The 17805-nt window shown below is 36.8% G+C and carries 28 protein-coding genes; 17 read left to right on the top strand and 11 right to left on the bottom strand.

All coding sequences use genetic code 11. The annotated features are described in order from the left end of the window. Positions 1 to 243 precede the first annotated feature (243 nt). Positions 244 to 453 carry an alpha/beta-type small acid-soluble spore protein gene (locus AC1FXP_RS13980; protein WP_034631054.1) on the top strand — a complete coding sequence of 70 codons (210 nt, stop codon included), beginning with the start codon at positions 244 to 246 and terminating at the stop codon, positions 451 to 453. A gap of 64 nt (positions 454 to 517) precedes the next feature. Next, positions 518 to 763 (top strand): hypothetical protein, encoded by a 246-nt coding sequence (locus tag AC1FXP_RS13975; RefSeq protein ID WP_480062371.1) that lies wholly within the window; start codon positions 518 to 520, stop codon positions 761 to 763. Positions 764 to 848: 85 nt separating this feature from the next. Here the strand turns inward: AC1FXP_RS13975 and AC1FXP_RS13970 are convergent, their stop codons facing one another. The 3 genes from AC1FXP_RS13970 to AC1FXP_RS13960 all read right to left on the bottom strand — a co-directional run bounded on the left by AC1FXP_RS13970 (position 849) and on the right by AC1FXP_RS13960 (position 1863). Continuing rightward, complete coding sequence (locus AC1FXP_RS13970; protein ID WP_480062369.1) at positions 849 to 1019, bottom strand: hypothetical protein; 171 nt, start codon at positions 1017 to 1019, stop codon at positions 849 to 851. A gap of 51 nt (positions 1020 to 1070) precedes the next feature. Then, positions 1071 to 1286 carry a YheE family protein gene (locus AC1FXP_RS13965; protein ID WP_480062367.1) on the bottom strand — a complete coding sequence of 72 codons (216 nt, stop codon included), beginning with the start codon at positions 1284 to 1286 and terminating at the stop codon, positions 1071 to 1073. A 109-nt stretch (positions 1287 to 1395) separates the two neighbouring features. Next, positions 1396 to 1863, bottom strand: coding sequence for a hypothetical protein (locus AC1FXP_RS13960; RefSeq protein ID WP_480062365.1), 468 nt, complete (start codon positions 1861 to 1863; stop codon positions 1396 to 1398). A gap of 151 nt (positions 1864 to 2014) precedes the next feature. Between AC1FXP_RS13960 and AC1FXP_RS13955 the strand changes: the two genes are divergently transcribed. The 3 genes from AC1FXP_RS13955 (at position 2015) to AC1FXP_RS13945 (ending at position 3780) form a co-directional block, all read left to right on the top strand. Then, entirely contained in the window at positions 2015 to 3145 is a 1131-nt protein-coding gene (locus AC1FXP_RS13955) for a DUF445 domain-containing protein (protein ID WP_480062466.1), read from the top strand. 109 nt (positions 3146 to 3254) lie between these two features. Continuing rightward, on the top strand, positions 3255 to 3614 hold the full coding sequence (locus AC1FXP_RS13950) for a YlbF/YmcA family competence regulator (protein WP_480062363.1): 360 nt from the start codon (positions 3255 to 3257) through the stop codon (positions 3612 to 3614). After that, the gene (locus tag AC1FXP_RS13945; protein WP_480062361.1) at positions 3592 to 3780 is read left to right on the top strand and encodes a hypothetical protein; all 189 of its coding nucleotides are present in this window, start codon (positions 3592 to 3594) and stop codon (positions 3778 to 3780) included. Before AC1FXP_RS13950 ends, AC1FXP_RS13945 begins: the two co-directional genes overlap by 23 nt. 100 nt (positions 3781 to 3880) lie before the next feature. Here AC1FXP_RS13945 and AC1FXP_RS13940 read toward each other — a convergent pair whose 3' ends face one another. After that, on the bottom strand, positions 3881 to 4066 hold the full coding sequence (locus tag AC1FXP_RS13940) for a hypothetical protein (protein ID WP_480062359.1): 186 nt from the start codon (positions 4064 to 4066) through the stop codon (positions 3881 to 3883). 214 nt (positions 4067 to 4280) lie between these two features. On the opposite strand from AC1FXP_RS13940, the gene AC1FXP_RS13935 reads away from it, so the two are divergent. The 8 genes from AC1FXP_RS13935 to AC1FXP_RS13900 all read left to right on the top strand — a co-directional run bounded on the left by AC1FXP_RS13935 (position 4281) and on the right by AC1FXP_RS13900 (position 10732). Then, positions 4281 to 5123: a Cof-type HAD-IIB family hydrolase gene (locus tag AC1FXP_RS13935; protein WP_480062357.1), complete on the top strand. Its 843-nt coding sequence runs from the start codon at positions 4281 to 4283 to the stop codon at positions 5121 to 5123. A gap of 206 nt (positions 5124 to 5329) precedes the next feature. Further along, on the top strand, positions 5330 to 5599 hold the full coding sequence (locus AC1FXP_RS13930; RefSeq protein ID WP_480062355.1) for a hypothetical protein: 270 nt from the start codon (positions 5330 to 5332) through the stop codon (positions 5597 to 5599). A gap of 32 nt (positions 5600 to 5631) precedes the next feature. Further along, positions 5632 to 6396, top strand: coding sequence for a membrane protein insertase YidC (yidC, locus tag AC1FXP_RS13925; RefSeq protein ID WP_480062353.1), 765 nt, complete (start codon positions 5632 to 5634; stop codon positions 6394 to 6396). Between the two features lie 129 nt (positions 6397 to 6525). Next, positions 6526 to 6954: a hypothetical protein gene (locus AC1FXP_RS13920; RefSeq protein WP_480062351.1), complete on the top strand. Its 429-nt coding sequence runs from the start codon at positions 6526 to 6528 to the stop codon at positions 6952 to 6954. Between the two features lie 292 nt (positions 6955 to 7246). Further along, positions 7247 to 7930: a response regulator transcription factor gene (locus tag AC1FXP_RS13915; RefSeq protein WP_480062349.1), complete on the top strand. Its 684-nt coding sequence runs from the start codon at positions 7247 to 7249 to the stop codon at positions 7928 to 7930. Continuing rightward, positions 7927 to 9288, top strand: a complete 1362-nt coding sequence (locus AC1FXP_RS13910; RefSeq protein WP_480062347.1) for a sensor histidine kinase — start codon at positions 7927 to 7929, stop codon at positions 9286 to 9288. The genes AC1FXP_RS13915 and AC1FXP_RS13910 overlap by 4 nt, the downstream gene beginning before the upstream one ends. A 146-nt stretch (positions 9289 to 9434) precedes the next feature. Beyond that, positions 9435 to 10394, top strand: a complete 960-nt coding sequence (yhaM, locus tag AC1FXP_RS13905; protein ID WP_480062345.1) for a 3'-5' exoribonuclease YhaM — start codon at positions 9435 to 9437, stop codon at positions 10392 to 10394. 62 nt (positions 10395 to 10456) lie between these two features. Beyond that, the gene (locus tag AC1FXP_RS13900; protein ID WP_480062343.1) at positions 10457 to 10732 is read left to right on the top strand and encodes a sporulation YhaL family protein; all 276 of its coding nucleotides are present in this window, start codon (positions 10457 to 10459) and stop codon (positions 10730 to 10732) included. 125 nt (positions 10733 to 10857) lie between these two features. On the opposite strand, the gene AC1FXP_RS13895 is transcribed toward AC1FXP_RS13900, so the two are convergent. Together AC1FXP_RS13895 and AC1FXP_RS13890 are read right to left on the bottom strand one after the other, a co-directional pair. Next, complete coding sequence (locus tag AC1FXP_RS13895; RefSeq protein ID WP_480062341.1) at positions 10858 to 10956, bottom strand: YjcZ family sporulation protein; 99 nt, start codon at positions 10954 to 10956, stop codon at positions 10858 to 10860. A gap of 163 nt (positions 10957 to 11119) precedes the next feature. After that, a complete protein-coding gene (locus AC1FXP_RS13890; protein ID WP_480062339.1) occupies positions 11120 to 12034 on the bottom strand; it encodes a peptidylprolyl isomerase in 915 nt (304 codons plus the stop codon). Positions 12035 to 12382: 348 nt separating this feature from the next. Here AC1FXP_RS13890 and AC1FXP_RS13885 point away from each other — a divergent pair, with 348 nt between their 5' ends. The 3 genes from AC1FXP_RS13885 (at position 12383) to AC1FXP_RS13875 (ending at position 13604) form a co-directional block, all read left to right on the top strand. Further along, the gene (locus AC1FXP_RS13885; protein ID WP_088102685.1) at positions 12383 to 12466 is read left to right on the top strand and encodes a YjcZ family sporulation protein; all 84 of its coding nucleotides are present in this window, start codon (positions 12383 to 12385) and stop codon (positions 12464 to 12466) included. A 58-nt stretch (positions 12467 to 12524) separates the two neighbouring features. Beyond that, positions 12525 to 12611 (top strand): YjcZ family sporulation protein, encoded by an 87-nt coding sequence (locus AC1FXP_RS13880; protein ID WP_480062464.1) that lies wholly within the window; start codon positions 12525 to 12527, stop codon positions 12609 to 12611. A 402-nt stretch (positions 12612 to 13013) separates the two neighbouring features. Further along, positions 13014 to 13604, top strand: a complete 591-nt coding sequence (locus AC1FXP_RS13875; RefSeq protein ID WP_480062337.1) for a YpmS family protein — start codon at positions 13014 to 13016, stop codon at positions 13602 to 13604. A 46-nt stretch (positions 13605 to 13650) separates the two neighbouring features. Here AC1FXP_RS13875 and AC1FXP_RS13870 read toward each other — a convergent pair whose 3' ends face one another. The 3 genes from AC1FXP_RS13870 to AC1FXP_RS13860 form a co-directional block, all read right to left on the bottom strand. Then, positions 13651 to 14193: a DUF3267 domain-containing protein gene (locus tag AC1FXP_RS13870; RefSeq protein WP_480062335.1), complete on the bottom strand. Its 543-nt coding sequence runs from the start codon at positions 14191 to 14193 to the stop codon at positions 13651 to 13653. 189 nt (positions 14194 to 14382) lie between these two features. Then, a complete protein-coding gene (locus AC1FXP_RS13865) occupies positions 14383 to 14976 on the bottom strand; it encodes an HTH-type transcriptional regulator Hpr (RefSeq protein ID WP_480062333.1) in 594 nt (197 codons plus the stop codon). 178 nt (positions 14977 to 15154) lie between these two features. Then, a complete protein-coding gene (locus tag AC1FXP_RS13860) occupies positions 15155 to 15505 on the bottom strand; it encodes a YtxH domain-containing protein (protein WP_480062331.1) in 351 nt (116 codons plus the stop codon). 76 nt (positions 15506 to 15581) lie between these two features. Here AC1FXP_RS13860 and AC1FXP_RS13855 point away from each other — a divergent pair, with 76 nt between their 5' ends. Further along, on the top strand, positions 15582 to 15770 hold the full coding sequence (locus tag AC1FXP_RS13855) for a hypothetical protein (RefSeq protein WP_480062329.1): 189 nt from the start codon (positions 15582 to 15584) through the stop codon (positions 15768 to 15770). Between the two features lie 29 nt (positions 15771 to 15799). Here the strand turns inward: AC1FXP_RS13855 and serC are convergent, their stop codons facing one another. After that, positions 15800 to 16882 (bottom strand): 3-phosphoserine/phosphohydroxythreonine transaminase, encoded by a 1083-nt coding sequence (gene serC, locus AC1FXP_RS13850; RefSeq protein WP_480062327.1) that lies wholly within the window; start codon positions 16880 to 16882, stop codon positions 15800 to 15802. 362 nt (positions 16883 to 17244) lie between these two features. Then, on the bottom strand, positions 17245 to 17679 hold the full coding sequence (locus AC1FXP_RS13845; protein WP_480062325.1) for an HIT family protein: 435 nt from the start codon (positions 17677 to 17679) through the stop codon (positions 17245 to 17247). Between the last annotated feature and the right edge of the window lie 126 nt (positions 17680 to 17805).

The raw sequence follows: 17805 nt of genomic DNA, 5'->3' as shown, positions 1-17805 counted from the left end.
AACTTTTACGTCACTGAAAAAAGGCCTTTTCAGGAGGCCACTGAAAAAGGTACGCACCTTCTTTCAGTGGTCTATAAACAATGCAACGTGTGGAGCCATTGCCGCTTCCTCGAATTTGCTAAAGAGACTTTTTCAGTGCCCTTTTATTTAGTGCTAATGTTAATTTCCATAAATTATCAAAGTATTTTTTACATATCTAGATCGAAAATAACCACACTATAAGTACACAAGGAGGTGAGACACATGGCAAGTAACAACAACAGCAATTCAAACCAATTGCTTGTACCTGGTGTACAACAAGCACTTGACCAAATGAAGTATGAAATTGCTTCTGAATTCGGTGTTAACCTTGGAGCAGACTCTACATCTCGTGCAAACGGGTCTGTAGGTGGAGAAATTACTAAACGCCTTGTTCAAATGGCTGAACAACAAATGGGCGGAACACAACAATAATAAGATTATGGATTAGAAGGGGTGAGTTCGCTCACCTCTTCTTTGTATACAAGGAGATAAAACGATGGGTATGTGTCCAGTATGTAATGGAATGACTACTTTAGAAATTCGATGTACACAATGTCAAGAGCAGCAAGTTGATTACGGTAGAATTATGGATTATTACGAAAAATACGACGCTTATTTGCCAATAGATTTAACCAAAAGAAGTAATGGAATTGCCACTGATTTAAAAGAAGAACAGTGCCCTCATTATTTAGAGTGCAACTATTGTGGGATTGCAATTGTACACCTTGTTAATGAACAATAATATTTTCTCCAATCAGTAAGCTGCCCAATAAGAACCAAAAAAGTCGGAAGTGTCTTATCATTTTTAGACACTCCCGACATTAAAGTTAGGATTTAGCTGGGGGATCTTCCTGTTCTAAGTCACCACGAGACTCTTCAATAATTCCAGATTGGCAACCATGAGTTGTGCCTCCACCAAGGCCTTCATTTATCATCCGATCAACATCGACAAACTTTTTATCACGACCTTCATAATTTGAACCTTTGTCTTTTCCCATATGACCACTCCTTTGCCTATTAGAATGTGGTGAGTGGTCATATTTTATTCGTTAGTGTTGTTCATAAACATGATAAAGCATTAAGTCATGAACATACGGTTCAAGCTTTTCTTTCTTATGAGAGGAAACGTTAGAGTCCGCCCATTTAATGGAGCCATCTTTAAAATAAATACCGGTCATATATTGTCCCTCATGAAAGAATGAAAAGGCCCATTCGCGACGTAAAAGGTTATTACGTAATTCTTTCCACTGAAAATGTACTAACATAGTAACCTCCCCCATTTCACTTAAAACGCTTTCTTATACTATAGCACTTGAAAGCTAATGGGTGTTATACGAAGCTGTAAAAAAAGCCCCCCTTGTTTAGTTTCCTCTGTTAGGCTTCTTTTTCAGTAATATCATCTGTGTGCCAATGTCCCCCTCCGAACCAAAGGTGTATTTGATCATTGTCCCCTCTTAAATAGGCAAAACAAACAAGTCCAGCTTGAAGAGCATACTTTATTTTTTGTTTGTCATCATAACGAATTTTTGTATAGCAGACACCAAGATCATTGATTAGGGAAGTGAAAAGGTTGATTTGAATTTCAGTTTGTGAGTAATTAGGCGCAATGATGAATGCAGAATGTGTTGTCCCATAATCGGAAACGGCAGCGACTGCAATGATTTTTCCATCCCAAAGAGCTAACTTAATACAAGTACCAGGCTGGTGTAAATGGTGTTTTTTTAGTTTGAAAAGCCAAGAATAACAAGAGTTCACCTCATCTTTATCGTGACTTTTAACAAAGTTCAAGATTGGTCTGCGGTATTGCTCCCATTGGCGACTCCTTAGCGAAATAATCTTCATTTAAAGGACCTCCTTTGATTAGTGAGGGAGAACTTTATAATATAAAGGGGTTCGTATTGAATAACTAGCGGGGGAGTATTGTCGTATCGTATACTATGTGATAGGTGCCTATTTGGTGAATGGAAAAAGGAGTGTTATCAATTTGCAAACAATGTTGTTATTTGCTTTTATGGTTATAATTGGTGCCATTATAGGTGGCTTAACCAATTCACTTGCTATAAAAATGTTATTTCGTCCATATAAAGAAGTGAGAATTCGATCTTGGCGTGTTCCTTTTACTCCTGGATTGATTCCAAAAAGACACGATGAACTTGCTAAGCAACTCGGAAAAATGGTCGTTGATTATTTGCTTACAGCTGAAGGCCTTGGGAAAAAGCTAAAAAGCAAGGCTTTTTCTTCAGGAATGATCAGTTGGTTACAAGTGGAAGCACAAAAAATAATGAGAAGTAACGAAAGTATTACTACTGTCTTTGAACAACGTTTTGGCGTTACAGATCTAAAGGATCGTCTTTTAAACAAAACGGAAGCGATAGTTAAGCAGGGCTATAGTCAATTTATTCAACGAAATCGCAATGAATCATTAGAAAAATTAATTCCTTCCTCCTTACAAAATAAAATGGAAGAACAAATTCCAACTGTTACTAATTATATTCTGGAAAGGGGACAATCATTCCTCCAAAGTCCAGAGGGAAAAGAAAGACTAAGTGTGATGATTGACCGCTTTTTAATTCAAAAGGGAACACTAGGGAATATGATTTCTATGTTCCTCGGTAATGAACGGTTAGTTGACAAAGTACAGCCAGAGCTTTTGAAGTTTCTAAAAGATGATGGCACACAGGATCTCTTACAACAGTTATTGATGAAAGAGTGGCAGAAAGTGAAGCAGAAAAAACTTGAAGATGTGGAAGGCTTCTTAAATGAAAAGGAAATTGTCTCGTTTATTACACGAACGATAGAAACACAAGTGCCTCTTTTTTCTACGCTAGAACAACCAATGAATGAGTGGACAGGTGCTTATGAGGAGTATGTTGAAACGACAATAATTCCAAAAGGTGTAGAAGTGATTTTAGATATGCTCAGTACTCATTTGGAAACATTGCTCGAACGCTTCCACCTTGATGATATTGTTCGTGAGCAAGTACAAACATTTTCCGTTGAGCGTTTAGAGGAGCTTGTACTATCCATTTCCAAGCGAGAATTTAAAATGATTACGTATCTTGGGGCAGTTCTTGGGGGCTTGATTGGTTTCATACAGGGTTTCATTATTATGCTTATAGGGTAATAAACTAGATAAATCGACATTTTTTTTACAAAATAGGCTCGATGGGGTGAAATGCTATAGCGGAAATGTTATAGTCGGTAGGACTATTATTTTGAGGAGGACATACATAATGTCAAATGTTTATGATAAGGCCCACGAATTAAAGAAGACAATAGCTGAAAGTGAAGAGTTTACAGCACTTAAATCATTGCATGAACAAATTGCAGCTGATGATATTGCTAAAAGAATGTTAGATAACTTCCGTAATCTTCAACTTGAACTTCAACAAAAGCAAATGCAAGGAGTTCAAATCACAGAAGAAGAGGCTCAGCAAGCACAGCAGCAATTTGAGCTTGTTCAACAACACGAGCTGATCTCTAAGCTAATGGAAGCAGAGCAACGTTTAAGTGTAATTATTGGGGATGTAAACAAGATCATCACTGAACCTTTAGAGGAAATCTACGGAAATGGAAATCCTGATCAACAATAATTTTGATAATAAGTCTGGGGTTGTTCCAAAGGTCAAACAGACCTTTGGAACAACCCTTTGCTTTGAGGGCACTGAAAAAGAAAAAACACAGGAGGCCGCTGAAAAAGTCCTTTTTAGAAGATTCGAAGAAGCGGCAATGGCTCCACACGTTGCGCGCCTGCTATGAGAAAACCACTCATAGCAGGCTTTAAGACAAAGCAACGGTTCCGCTCATTGCTTAAAGGCCACTGAAAAAGGTCAAAACCGTACCTTTTTCAGTGCCCTCTTTATTTGGACACTCTTTTCTTAACAATCATAGCGATGTGAATAACCAAACCGGTTAAAAGGCCCATACAAGTTGAGACAAGTATGGTCATGAGAATGGTTTGGAAGTTTTGCTCATATAATTGAGAAGCAGAAAGTAATAAGAAAAAGACAACGGGTAATAAATAGTAAGATGCAACTTTTTTCATAAGACCCCTTCTTAAGATATTTTCTTTTAATAGGTAGTAAACAGAAAAAGAACTGTTATTCCCTTTTTGTGCAGTAATTAAAGTATAGAAAAGATTCGGTACTACGTCTAGGTTCTAATAAACGAGCTATCTTCATAGTCTTACTTATAAAGAGCAAGTCATTTATTTGTTGCTCATAGCATAGGGACAACATGAAGAAGGGGGACTTACGACAATGACTTATAAACTGCTGGCCCTGAACATCGATGGAACCATTTTAAAGTCAAATTCTAAAATTACGAAACAAACTAAGGATGCAATTCAATATGTGAAGGAAAAAGGAGTGTATGTGACTCTTGCGACGTCAAGGCCATATCCATCTGCGAAAAAAATTGCAAAAGCATTAAAAGTAGATGGGTGTCTTATTACAAGTGATGGAGCTTTCATTGCTCAAAAGGCAGATGAACCTATTTTTTTACGTAGAATAAAAGAAGAGAAAGCTCTACAAGTTGTGGATATTTTAGAGAGGTATGATTGTCACATACGAGTGTTACATGAAGATTTCTCGATCGGTAATAAAGTGAAACAACGGAATCATTTAATAGCAAAAATGACGATTGGCATAGGAGATCCATTATTTTATCCTATTCGATTCGTAGACTCTGTTTGTGAACAGCTTATGCAAGAGCCGATTGCTCCTCCGAAAATTCAAGTTCAGTTCTTCGAAAAAGAGGATCAAAAGCGAGCTATTAGGCAGATAGAAGAAGTGGTTGTTGGAGTTAGGATGCTTGAATCAGCACCGGGGAGATTTGAGATTGTGAGCGCCGGAGTTTCCAAAGCAAGAGGATTACAAACATTAGGCCAGTATCTAGGAATAAGCGCAGATGAAATGGTAGCTGTAGGATCGCAAAATACCGATGTTGATATGGTTAATCAAGTCGGTTTAGGTGTGGCGATGGGAAATGCAACTGATTCAGTTAAAGAAGTGGCAGATTGGTTGACGCGTTCAAGTGAGCAAAACGGTGTTTCCTACATGATTCGCGAAGTGTTTCGCAAACAATTGAGAGTGCAATTATAAAATTCTTTTAAGTCTAAGGGTTTTCTCAAAAGGTCAAAGAACAGACCTTTTGAGAAAGTCTTTTTTTTATTTTTCGACAGTTCATACAAGGAAACTGTAATAAAAGAATTATTTTTATTGACTTGTAGCTAGAAAAGAGTAATAACGGTCTTTTGTTTAGTAAATAATTTTGTGATAAGATGAACGTATTAGAGGAGGTGGATAAGTTGATTGAAATTCTATCGGATATGACCATGGTATGGGTAACTGTAATTATGACTGTCTTAGTAGTAGCTGCTTTTACTAAAGCTAATGTTTTAATGATTGAGTGGGAGCTACGAACGAGTTGGAAAAGACAATATATTCATATGGATGATCAAGCAGATGTAAACTCAAGTCTTATCCAACCATCTTCAAAACAGTATCGGCCAAAAATTCCTTCATTTATCGATCATAAAAATCAAGATGATGAAGATCCTATTCTTGTTGTTTTCTAACTTAAACACGAAAACAACAAGGAGGAACTTTTGTGAAAAAAATAGCCATTTTGTTTATATTCTTGGGGATCCTAGTGACAATGACAGCTTGTGGAAGTGTAGAGCATGTTCCGATAACATCAGAGACTGAAGGTGTATGGAACCATTTTTTCGTATATCCAATGTCATGGCTTCTTATCTATGTTGCTGAATTATTTAATGGAAGCTATGGTTTAGCAATCGTATTAGTGACGATTGTAGTGAGGTTGGCTTTGCTTCCGTTAGTATTGAAACAACAAAAAAGTACGAGAGCTCTACAAACTCTACGCCCTGAGATGGAAAAATTACAAAATAAGTATAAAGAGGCTACGAAGAAAGATCCAAAAAAACAGCAAGAAATGCAGAAAGAATTATTCTCCCTTTACCAACAACATGGTGTCAATCCGATGGCTGGTTGTCTTCCGTTATTTGTTCAACTACCAGTTATGATGGCATTTTATTTTGCGATTATGAGGACAGAACAAATCGCCTTTCATACGTTTTTATGGTTTGATTTAGGAAATCCTGATCCTTTGTATTTGTTACCACTAATTGCAGGGGCAACGACATTCATGCAAGTAAGAATGACTGCGGCACAGTTAAATGATCAGATGAAGATCATGATGTATATTATGCCAGTTATGATTATTGTAGCAGGTATGACACTACCATCAGCGCTTTCATTGTATTGGGTAGTAGGGAATATTTTCATGATTGCTCAAACATATTTCACTGTAACTCGCTTTGAACAACAAACCGCTCAAGTAAGTAAAACGTAAATAGTTTATTAAAAGCATAGCGATCGTCGCTATGCTTTTTTATATGAAAAGAGCAAAGAGGAAGAGGCAATCAGCATTCACCCAAACTTTCTTTTCTGAATAGGCTATAACTGAAAAGGAGGAGATGAAATGAGTCACCACCAAAATATGAAAATACAGTGTCAAAACTACTTACATCAGCCAGTTCAATTACAAGTTGGCAATCAACATGGATATTCTGGGATTATTGAGCATGTAGATGATCACAACGTCTATGTTATGGTTCCTGTTGATGAAATGGGACAGTATATGGATTTGGCACAATTGATGCAAGGAACAGATGTACAACAGATGTATCAGTCTGGTCAGGAGTATGATCATGCGTATGCCCATCATCCACAAGAGCCACTGGCTAGACAGGAAAGGCATGAAAGGTATTATCCCGCAGGATTCTATTCTCCATACCCATACTATTTTCCATATTACCCCTACCCTTATGGTCCATACCCGCGTCCTCTAGGATGGAATCGTTTAATCTTGCCACTTGCTGCTCTAACAGCTATTGCGACGCTAGTATAATCACACTGTTGAAATAAAAAAACTGTATTGCATTATATTTTGAAGCAATCAACGTCATTAGAGGCTTGGTTGCTTTTTTGTCGTATTCAATTTATTTTCGTCAGTTTTACCCGGGAAATAGCGAAATGAGGAAATGTTTCCCGAGAAGTCTCTAAACTTGCTTGAATATGAGAAAAAGTGTAATTATGTTTGATAGTAGCGGTTCCTATACCTGAAACTCGTTTCATCGATTAAAATAAGATACAATATAAGATAGATTGTATTTAGAACGTTTTATAAGGAGGAAACAGATATGGGTGAATATCTTGTCTATTTAGTTGAAGATGAAGAGAATTTGTCTGAGGTGTTAAAAGCCTATTTAGAGAAAGAAGGTTGGAATGTTAAAGTCTTTAATGATGGTGATGCAGCTCGTGATGCTATTATGGACAAACCTCATTTATGGATTCTTGATATTATGTTACCAGGAACAGATGGTTATCAATTATTGAAGGCCGTTAAAGAGGAAACGGATACGCCAGTTATTTTTATTTCAGCGAGGGATCAAGATTTGGATCGAGTATTAGGGCTTGAAATGGGAAGTGATGATTATTTAGCGAAACCTTTCTTACCACAAGAATTAATTATACGAGCAAAGAAATTACTAAATAGAGTGTATGGAGTATCAACACAAGAACAAAAGAAAATTGAATTGAATCAATATACCATCGATCCGATTGGACGAACAGTTGTTGACGAAGAGGCAGAGGGAGAGCAATTGGTTGATCTAACCACAAAAGAAATGGATTTAATCTTGCTTCTTACAGGTGAAGTAGGAAAAGCTTTTTCAAGGGAGAAAATAATAGAGCATGTTTGGGGCGTGAATTATTTCGGGTCTGAGCGTGCAGTTGATGATGTTGTAAGACGAGTGCGTAAAAAAATGCCTAGAGTTCATCTCGAAACGTTGTATGGTTACGGATATAGGATCTTGTCTTCATGATTAAAGTTAATTTAACGCAGCGTATCTGGCTCGCGTTTATATCGATCATTGTTATCGTTGTTCTATCCATTATTATTATTTACCCGATCTCCATTAAAGGGACGATGACTGAAGAAACGTACCGAATCATTGAACATGAACAAATCAGAAGTGCTTACCCATTACTTGATTTAATTAATCCTAGAAATGAACATGAGTTTACAGATCGTGATCCAGGAAGGGTAGGACACTTTTTAATATATGATACATTAGGACGTGCGACAGAGGGAGCTCCACCACCAAAAGAAGTACTTCAGGAAATGGCTCAAAATGCATATAAGCAAGAAGCTAACCGTGGTCGTTATGAAATTCAATATGGTGGTGCAACCGTTTTTTATGTTATTACTAAAGCACAAATTGATGAGCGTCCGGCCTTCCATATCTCCTATATGTGGGATACGTACCGTGATCAAATGGTTAACCGGCTATGGGAACGGTTGCTCTATATACTCCTTTTGACAAGCTGTTTAAGTTTAATTCCTGCTATTTGGTTAAAGCATTATTTACGCCAACCACTCATTATTTTAGGTAATCATTTAGAACTTATAGCAAATCGCGATTGGCAAGAACCGTTAAAGTGGAAAGGTGATGAAGATTTTCAAAGGTTATCTGACCAATTTGAAAGAATGCGTCAAAACTTAAATTTATACGATCGTGCTCAGAAAACGTTTATTCAACATGCTTCACATGAACTAAAAACACCAATAATGGTTATTAAAAGTTATGCCCATTCAGTTAAGGATGGCATTTTGCCTAAAAATAACATGGAACAAACAATGGATGTGATTATTGAGGAAGCGAATAGGATGGAACGTCGCGTCATCGATATGTTATATTACACTAAATTAGATTCGTTAAAAGAAGAAAGTCCTAAGCATGAGGAGATTATATTTGGACAAATAGCATTTCAAATAGAAGAGAGGTTCCGTGTGCAAAGAGAAGACGTGAAAATATTAGTCGAAGGTGCTGAAACACGTTTCTCGGGTGATGTTGAACAACTTGAAGTTCTATTAGAGAACTTAGTTGAAAATGCGCTCAGGTATGCGAAAGATACGATATGGATGAAAGCCTCCTTAAAAGATGATCAGGTACTAATTACGGTAGAGAATAATGGCGATTCGATTCCAACTCAAGATTTACCGCAACTTTTTAATCCATTTTATAAAGGGAATAAAGGTAAATTTGGACTCGGTCTTGCGATTGTAAAGAGAATTACGGAATTACATGGTGGTTTAGCTAAAGTCGAAAATACGGAATTAGGAGTGAGATTCTCCATATCTTTCCGAAGAAATCCAATGAAAAAGAAGCAGAAGAAATAGAGATATCTCTACAGTCAGGAATTAGGGGTTATTTCAAAAGGTCGAAAGTAGACCATTTGGGATAACCTCTATTCTTTCTAAAAAAGACAATGAAATTATGTGCTATACTAATAGAATATCGAATATTGTAACTGAGGTGAATGAATATGAGTAAGGGAATACGATTTCAAAAAGTGGGAGATCGAGTAGAAACGTATTACTTAATAAAATCAGCAGTAAAAGGGGTAGCAAGCAATGGCAAACCTTTTTTAACACTGATTTTAAGTGATCACACAGGGGATATTGAAGCGAAATTATGGGGATGTTCACCTGATGATGAAGCCGCTTTTTGTAGTCAAGTGATCGTTCACCTCCATGGAGAAGTGTCAGAATACCGAGGAAGACTGCAAATGAAGATTAGTAGTATCCGTCCAACGACAGCGATGGATCAAGTTAATATCGCAGATTTCATTAGATCTGCTCCTTTGGCACCAGCAGATATGCTTGAAGAAATAACACAATGTATTTTTGAAATGAAGAATCCTAACATACAACGAATTACCCGTCATTTATTAAAGAAACATCAGCAAGCGTTTTTAGAAGTACCGGCGGCTACTAAAAATCATCATGAATTTGTATCCGGGCTTGCGTACCATGTTGTATCAATGCTAAAAGTAGCAAAAAGCCTCTCTGAGTTATATCCTACTCTTGATACTGACCTCTTATATGCCGGGGTTATTTTACATGATCTTGGGAAAGTTAGAGAGCTTTCTGGTCCAGTCGATACATCCTATACATTAGAAGGGAAGTTAATTGGCCACATTTCAATTATGGTTAGTGAAATTGCAGAAGGTGCAAAAGAGTTGGCTATAGAAGGGGAAGAAGTGTTAATTCTTCAGCATTTAATTTTATCACATCACGGAAAAGGTGAATGGGGAAGTCCAAAAGTACCGGTCATTCGAGAAGCAGAAGTCTTGCACATGATTGATAATATTGATGCCAAGATGAATATGATGGATCGTGCATTAGAGCGTGTTCAACCAGGGGAATTTTCAGAGCGTGTAATGGCTTTGGATAACAGAAGTTTCTACAAACCTAGCTTTCATGAACCGCCTTTAGATTTTTAGTTCTAACCACGAATGCTTGTACATAAGCTATAGTAAATGGTACAAAGCATGGAGGGGTAAATATGAAAAATAAACCGAGTAAACGATTTGCATTCATTCTACTAGCCATCCTTGCAGTTGGGTTTATCCTTACCCAAACAGCAGTTGGAGCGTTTCTTTTATCTAGTCCTTGGTGGGTTTATTTTGTAGTAGCTGGGATTATCTTAAGTGGATATCTTGCAGTGAAATATTCAATTGAAGACAAACGTACCGAACAAGAATGGATTGAAAACGAAGGAAATATTTATATGAAGCGTCTTGAAGAAGAACGGGAGCGCCGTAAAATAAGTAAAGGATAATTATAGAAATAGACAGAGAGCTTGGTAGAAAGCTTCTCTGTCTATTTTTTGGATAATAGAGTTAAAAACGGGGGCTTTTCAAAGACTCCTGAAAGCGAAATAAAAGACCGCATTCGCGGTTTTTCTTAGCAAACGTATGCTGCGCCTACAATAATAAGTAGAATGAACAACACTACAAGCAATGTGAAGCCATTGTGATAAGCTGGTTTTACAGTTCCTGACATGGTGAAACATCCTTTCTATTGGTTAATTAGGGTTCCCTAGTTATAGCCTATGCATAGGCTAATGTTTTGCTCTAGGCAAAAGCGGAATTTATAGAGAAAAGAGGGAGCCCCAAAAGGTTTTTGACCTTTTGGGGCTCCCTCTTTTTAAGACCCCTCTATCCATTTATTCAGCGGCTTCACTGCCAAATAAGTTAGAAAAACGTGGATCTTTAATATCGATATTGGCATTTTCAATTAGTTCAGCCATTACTTCATCTTGTGACTTAGACTGTTGTTGAATTAAGATTTGCTCAATTTCTTCAATGAAATCGTCGAACTCGTCTCTTTGGTCTGTAACTTTAATAATGTGGAAACCAAAGTCAGATTCAACAGGCTCACTAACTTCACCAGTTTCTAATGAAAAGGCCGCATCTTCAAATGGTTCAACCATTTGGCCTCGTCCAAAGAAATCTAAGTCGCCTCCGCGAGCGCCTGAACCTGGATCTGTAGAGTATTCTATAGCAAGATCAGCAAAGTCTTCTCCTGCTTCAATTCGTTCAATTAATTCATTAGCCGTTTCTTCATCTTCAACTAAAATGTGGCTTGCACGTACTTGTTCAGCGAATTGATCTTCATTTTCTTCATAAAATGCTCTAATGTCTTCCTCAGTTACCTCAATGCCTTCTGTAGCTAATTTCTGCAATACTAATGGTGGAAGAAGGTATTCATTTACAAAATCATCTAGAGACTCTACATCTAGGTTAAATTGGTTTTGAAGAGCATCTACAATTCCTTCATCATCTTCAATATCATAAGCGGTACGAAACTCGTTTCGTAACATGTCTAATTCCTCTTCAATTTCTTCCTCAGGAATTTCAACCGTTTCAATAGCTTGGTCAAGGACATGGTTTCTGATCATTTCCTGTAAGATAGCATCTCCATGTCTTGTTTTTAACTCATCCACAAATTGTACTTCAGTAATTTCTGTTCCATCAACAATAGCAACTGGTGTATTATCTACAGCTGTATCCTCGTTATTACAAGCAGCTAAAGTGATAATACAGGTTACCCCGATAGCGGTCAACATTCGTTTTTTCATTGGTCTCTCACTCCTTGGGCATCATGCTCGGTCAAGCTTGTCTATTTTACAGACCTTACTATACCATACATTTAACGGTTAGAGAAATGTTTTATAGGAGCGTGTTCAAAAGACGGCAATGGCTCCACACGCTACACGCCTCTAGGAGAACCCCGCTCCTAGAGGCTCAAAACCTTGTAGCGGTTCCGCTCATTGCTTAGAGTCTGTTCAAAAAGGGAAAAATCGCCCCTTTTTGAACAGACTTTAAAAGAAGCTTTCTAAGGAATTTACCTAACTAGGGCAAGAGCCTAGTACGGAAATTGGTTTTTAGCATAGGATAACGTAACAAAGCAATGAGGAGGTGTTATTATGTCTCACGCATACCACGGAGGATTTGCGTTGATCGTTGTGTTGTTCATCTTATTAGTTATTGTAGGTGCAGCTTGGTTATAATACCAAAAACGACATCTCTTACGGACGACATGTAAGTTTTAAATAAGGAGGGATAATTATGTCTCACACTTATCATAGCGGGTTCGCGTTGCTTGTCGTATTGTTTATTTTACTAGTGATTATTGGCGCATCGTGGATGTGCTAATATGAACTAACATGTAGTAAGAAGAAGAGTGAGGGATTTAGAATGTCCCTCACTCTTCTTATGTGAATAATATTTTTACATATGTGGAAGTCAATAAAATAGTCATAAGGATGTTAATGGTCCGAAATAACTTAGGTTGTTTTTCGGAGGGGATCTCACGCTTCAAACATAATGCGTCAGTCATAGAATTAATAACAAACAAAATAAACAGTGCAAAAAATATAGTGAAGAAGAGCATGTACGTGCCTCCTGACGAGCAATGATATATAAACTTTATCAAAAATTGGCTAAAAAAGATAGGAGAATGCTAAATTAATTTAAAAAGCAGTTTAAAAGTATACAGGTTTGTTATATTTTAGGTAGGAAGTGGAACAAAAAGACAGGAAAGGTGTGGATAAACGAATGAAAAAAAGTGAACAAGTATGGAAAATTGCCTTTCTATCATTACTCGGTTTTGTTGTGGTTACAATAATTGTCGTCTTCATTCTTTTTCAACGATATTTTCCAGAGGTTGAGGAACAACATTTCTTGGCTCAACAACCAACAGGAGAAGAAGCTACGTTTCACATTCAAACAGACAAAACGCGGTTAAATTCATTAATCGCATCAAAAATAGCTGAACACCCAGCGGACATCAGGTATATTGTTGAATTGATGGATGATAATGTTCAGTTTAGATCAGCGTTCCGAATGCTTGGACAGGAAGTACCCGTGACTATTAATTTTTATCCAAGTGTTACTCCGAATGGGGACTTATTACTAGAGGTAAGGACCTTTTCAATTGGTATTCTTAATTTACCGGTAGATCAGGTTATGCAAATATTAACTAACTGGCTTGAGTTAGCTGATTGGATTGTTACGTATCCAAGTGAAAAGGTAGTTGAAGTAAAAATAACGGAACTTCAAATAGATGATAATGATTCAATTATGTTTCGTTTTCTAACCTTCGATCTAACGCAAGATAAAATTGAGCTTGAAATGATTTTTAAATAGAAAAAGGATGGCTAGTAGGGAAATCGCCTATCAGTCATCCTTTTTGTTATACAGCTTGTTTAATTAAAATATGGAACCCTTCTTCGTGGTTTTTCACATAACTATCTTTCGGTGCTTTAAATAAGTAAGAAGCATACAGAATGTCGTAAAAAGCTAATCCGAAGTGAATAGAGCTTATAATTGAAATATAGGCAATATACATCGGAAACATTGCTGAGGCAACTGCTCCTATTGCAGTTATTGTAAAAACCGGTGTTAATAAAGCAGTTAAATATAGGTTACGCGCTAATGGTTTCGACAGTTGTACTGAAAGAACTGGTATTGGTGATAGCCAGTTCGTCTTTAACATTGCTTTCTTTCCACAAAGCCAAATAGGCAGAAGATGTAAGATTTTATGAACAATTAATATTGCTATAATACTCATAACAAAAAATGGCAGGCTAACATTAGGCGACTGTGTAGTCGGTAAAAGGCTGCTAACAACTAAATAAGAAAATAAAAAAGTAAAAAGCATCGTGCATCCAGAATACATCATTAGGCGCAACGTACCGTATTCACGGCTTATACGTATTGTTTTCCAGCAGTTCATTGAAGTGCTGCACCTCCTCAATTCACTGACTAATTTACTCTCATTTTTATTAGAAAGCAATAGAATCGACAAAAATAAAATGATTTCGACAATAAAGATTTCAGCATATTAATAAATTAGGAAAATAAGGAACTAAATTCTGATACAACTTTATTATTTTCCAAAAAAAAAAGAGAGTCTAGTTTAATACTAGGCTCCTTCACTTGAATAGTTTGTTTTATTGTCTGTATCTACTTTTGTAAGACGACCATTAACTTCTTTGAAGTCTTCATCGAACTTGGAAAGCGATTGTTCAAAAATGTCAATAAAGTCTGGTCCGTATATATGTCTCAATATACTCGTTATTTCAGATAATTCAGGGAATTTCCCGTATAGGTCTCTAATTGGCAATGCCCCTTCGAACACACCGTACGTATCTGGCTGGTACGATTCAAGTGTTTGAAGGAATAAATCATGTCCTGCATTTGTTAAACATACATAAGTATTTCGTTTGTCATTTTCCTTTTTTGAAAAATGTAAGAGACCTCTTTCTTCTAATTTCTTTGAGAAGTTAAAGGCAGTAGATACATGCATAACCCCAAACTTCGCAATATCTGAGATAGAGGCACCATCTAAATGATAAGCAATCCATAGAATATGGTGCTCATTGATATTTAGATCAAATGGCTTGATCCATGTTTGCCAATCCTTTTCTACGGACTTCCATAGTGCTTTACTTAATTGCGCTACCTTATGACTAAATATGACTGATTGTTTTAAGGAGCTAGGTACTTGTTGATCCATCTTTCTCCCCCTAGGTATGACGTTACTAATTTCTGTTTTGTTCTTCAAAAAGTTATTTTCCGATATTTTTTCTTCTTTACATTATGACAAGAATTGAAATAAAAAGAAAGATAAAAATTTATGAATTTAAAACTTTTAGAAAATTATTATTAAACCTCTTACTCGTTTGTAGGACAATCTAGTCGATTGCTTTTCTAGATTGTTCTACATTTTTTTGAAGAGTCTCAATATCATTTTTCAGTTGATTTAACGCAGGTTCTACATCCTTTTTCCAATCATTGATAGAGTCTTTAACTTCTTCACCAACGGTTACAAACGTTTCTTTGCCAACTTTGGCAGTCGTCTTAAGTTGAATAGAGGCAGTTTGACTATCTTTAGCTAGTTGCTCAAACCCTTTTTGGACTTTTATAGCACTTTCTTTACAGCTTGTACGTAAGTCTTTTCCTGATGTAGGTGTTGTTAAAAGTGTTATAGCACCGACTATAGTTGAACCAACGAATAAACCTGAAAAAAACGATTTAGTACCCATGATTCGTACCACCTTTCTAAACTTGTTCTGAAACCCCTCCTATAAGCATATATATCAAGGATAAGGAGGGGGGAAGATGGAAGCACTCATTTTATTAATGGTATCAGTTTGTTTACTTTCATTGTACGGGCTTGTTTATGTTTCATTGCGATTAGTGGGCAATGTAAATAGCTATGAAAAAGCCCAATTCAGAAGTTCTCTTCTTGTTATGTTGGCACTATTGCTCATTAGTGGTGTTTCTGCAACTTTTCTCATCATGTCTTAACAAGTGGTTAGGGGGTAAACCTAACCACATTAATGACTTGTTCGATAAGAATCCATATACTTTCGAAGTGCTACGCACGCTTCGAGTGGAACAGCATTGTACGTAGAAGCACGGCAGCCACCTACGGAGCGATGACCATTTAGTCCGACAAATCCAAGTTCTTTTGCTTTGGCAAGAAACTTTTGGTTATCGTCCTCAGTAGGAAGGTTAAATGTAATATTCATTAATGAACGAGAATCTTTTTCAGCATGTCCTCTATAGAAACCATTACTTTCATCAATCGCATCATAAATTAATTTAGCCTTTTCCTCATTACGCTTTTGGATTGCATTTACCCCACCTTGCTCTTTCACCCATGTTAGTACCTGATTTAACATATAAATAGCAAATGTTGGAGGTGTGTGATATAGCGAGTTACTATCGGCATGAGTCTTGTAACGTAAGACGGTAGGAACTTGGTCAACGTTTACCTCAAGTAGATCCTCTCTAATAATGGCAACTGTTACACCTGATGGACCGAGGTTCTTTTGCGCACCTGCATAAATAAGCCCAAATTTCTCTACATCAATAGGGCGTGAAAGAATATCACTAGACATGTCCGCAATAAGGGGAGCATGGTCAATTGTAGGAAAATCCTTCCACTGTGTTCCGAAAATTGTGTTGTTAGATGTTAAATGAACATAAGCATCATTTTTATTAAATTGGAACTCGTTTGATGTAGGAATTGATTGATAGTTATTTTCTTTAGTTGATGCTGCAATAGCTGTCTTACCAATTAGTTTAGCCTCTTTTAATGCTTTCTCAGACCATGAACCCGTTAAAATATAATTTCCGATTGTTCCTTCTTTTAAAAACTGAAGAGGAATCATTGAAAACTGTAAGCTAGCACCGCCTTGCAGAAAAAGAACTTTGTATTGGTCGGGAATGTTATAAAGCTCTTTTAGTAGATCAATTGCATTTTGATGAACGGCCTCGTAATCTTTGCTACGATGGCTAAGTTCCATAACTGACATCCCGGTTCCGTTAAAATTCGTTAACTCAGCTTGTGCTCTTTGTAATACTTCTTTCGGTAACGCAGATGGTCCAGCATTAAAGTTATAAACTGCTGTCATGTTCTCTCCACTCCTTTATCTCTTCACCACGTTAATAACATAGATTGTCATTATCGTACCATAACTAAGCAGATAATGAACTGTTTTTTTAGTGTTTTCTGAAAGTTCCTTTTAAAGAATGATTCAGATAAGGCTAATCAGAAATTCTGATTAGCCTTATCTGAATCAGCTTCTTAGTGATACTCAACAATAATACAAAGAAGCTGATTTTTCAATGGCCTTTAAGCAATGAGCTGGGCCGTTGCTTTGTCTTAAAGCCTGCTATGAGTGAGTTTCTCATAGCAGGCGCGTAACGTGTGGAGCCATTGCTGCTTCCTCGAACCCGCTAAAAGGACTATATTAGTGCCCTCGATTTTTCTTTTTTATTTCTTCATAAAAACAGTTATTTCTTTTGCTATTTGTTGTAAATCTTCAGGTTTGTATTCGGCGCTATGGTCTTTCCAAACGGCACCGAATCCGTCACCTTTACCGTAACGTGGAATTAGATGTACGTGGAAATGATACACCGTTTGCCCAGCAAGTTCGCCGTTATTGTTAACAATGTTTAAACCTTCTAATTGATACGTTTGTTTAATCGCTTTTGCAATTTTTGGAACAACTGCAAAAATATGCTTCGATCTCTCTTCAGTTAGATCAAAAAGATCTTGGTGATGAGCTTTTGGGATAACTAAAGTATGCCCCTTCGTTACTTGGCTAATATCTATAAAAGCTAGTACATGTTCATCTTCATAAACTTTGGAGGCAGGGATTTCTCCTTGCACAATTTTACAAAAGATACAGTTAGAATCAGTCGTCATCGAATCACCCTTCCCATAATTTGTCTAATCCAACTATACATGAGTGCTTGACTGACTTGCAAGTCGCCATTAAACTCATTAATTTTGAAAAAAGTGTGTCGAAGAAAGCAAGCCTTTGTCATTAGA

It is taken from the genome of Halalkalibacter sp. HAAS-P013, from assembly GCF_056619925.1.
The sequence above is the reverse complement of the archived record's forward strand: the minus strand, read 5'-3'. Positions and strand labels throughout refer to the sequence as shown.

Coding starts and splice junctions, on each gene's coding strand:
- AC1FXP_RS13980 (WP_034631054.1), top strand. CDS start 244: ATGGCAAGTAACAACAACAGCAATTCAAACCAATTGCTTGTACCTGGT.
- AC1FXP_RS13940 (WP_480062359.1), bottom strand. CDS start 4,066: ATGAAAAAAGTTGCATCTTACTATTTATTACCCGTTGTCTTTTTCTTA.
- AC1FXP_RS13950 (WP_480062363.1), top strand. CDS start 3,255: ATGTCAAATGTTTATGATAAGGCCCACGAATTAAAGAAGACAATAGCT.
- AC1FXP_RS13945 (WP_480062361.1), top strand. CDS start 3,592: ATGGAAATCCTGATCAACAATAATTTTGATAATAAGTCTGGGGTTGTT.
- yhaM (WP_480062345.1), top strand. CDS start 9,435: ATGAGTAAGGGAATACGATTTCAAAAAGTGGGAGATCGAGTAGAAACG.
- AC1FXP_RS13845 (WP_480062325.1), bottom strand. CDS start 17,679: ATGACGACTGATTCTAACTGTATCTTTTGTAAAATTGTGCAAGGAGAA.
- AC1FXP_RS13875 (WP_480062337.1), top strand. CDS start 13,014: ATGAAAAAAAGTGAACAAGTATGGAAAATTGCCTTTCTATCATTACTC.
- AC1FXP_RS13975 (WP_480062371.1), top strand. CDS start 518: ATGGGTATGTGTCCAGTATGTAATGGAATGACTACTTTAGAAATTCGA.
- AC1FXP_RS13855 (WP_480062329.1), top strand. CDS start 15,582: ATGGAAGCACTCATTTTATTAATGGTATCAGTTTGTTTACTTTCATTG.
- AC1FXP_RS13960 (WP_480062365.1), bottom strand. CDS start 1,863: ATGAAGATTATTTCGCTAAGGAGTCGCCAATGGGAGCAATACCGCAGA.
- AC1FXP_RS13870 (WP_480062335.1), bottom strand. CDS start 14,193: ATGAACTGCTGGAAAACAATACGTATAAGCCGTGAATACGGTACGTTG.
- AC1FXP_RS13965 (WP_480062367.1), bottom strand. CDS start 1,286: ATGTTAGTACATTTTCAGTGGAAAGAATTACGTAATAACCTTTTACGT.
- serC (WP_480062327.1), bottom strand. CDS start 16,882: ATGACAGCAGTTTATAACTTTAATGCTGGACCATCTGCGTTACCGAAA.
- AC1FXP_RS13885 (WP_088102685.1), top strand. CDS start 12,383: ATGTCTCACGCATACCACGGAGGATTTGCGTTGATCGTTGTGTTGTTC.
- AC1FXP_RS13915 (WP_480062349.1), top strand. CDS start 7,247: ATGGGTGAATATCTTGTCTATTTAGTTGAAGATGAAGAGAATTTGTCT.
- AC1FXP_RS13970 (WP_480062369.1), bottom strand. CDS start 1,019: ATGGGAAAAGACAAAGGTTCAAATTATGAAGGTCGTGATAAAAAGTTT.
- AC1FXP_RS13895 (WP_480062341.1), bottom strand. CDS start 10,956: ATGTCAGGAACTGTAAAACCAGCTTATCACAATGGCTTCACATTGCTT.
- AC1FXP_RS13860 (WP_480062331.1), bottom strand. CDS start 15,505: ATGGGTACTAAATCGTTTTTTTCAGGTTTATTCGTTGGTTCAACTATA.
- AC1FXP_RS13920 (WP_480062351.1), top strand. CDS start 6,526: ATGAGTCACCACCAAAATATGAAAATACAGTGTCAAAACTACTTACAT.
- AC1FXP_RS13910 (WP_480062347.1), top strand. CDS start 7,927: ATGATTAAAGTTAATTTAACGCAGCGTATCTGGCTCGCGTTTATATCG.
- AC1FXP_RS13955 (WP_480062466.1), top strand. CDS start 2,015: ATGTTGTTATTTGCTTTTATGGTTATAATTGGTGCCATTATAGGTGGC.
- AC1FXP_RS13900 (WP_480062343.1), top strand. CDS start 10,457: ATGAAAAATAAACCGAGTAAACGATTTGCATTCATTCTACTAGCCATC.
- AC1FXP_RS13865 (WP_480062333.1), bottom strand. CDS start 14,976: ATGGATCAACAAGTACCTAGCTCCTTAAAACAATCAGTCATATTTAGT.
- AC1FXP_RS13890 (WP_480062339.1), bottom strand. CDS start 12,034: ATGAAAAAACGAATGTTGACCGCTATCGGGGTAACCTGTATTATCACT.
- AC1FXP_RS13935 (WP_480062357.1), top strand. CDS start 4,281: ATGACTTATAAACTGCTGGCCCTGAACATCGATGGAACCATTTTAAAG.
- AC1FXP_RS13880 (WP_480062464.1), top strand. CDS start 12,525: ATGTCTCACACTTATCATAGCGGGTTCGCGTTGCTTGTCGTATTGTTT.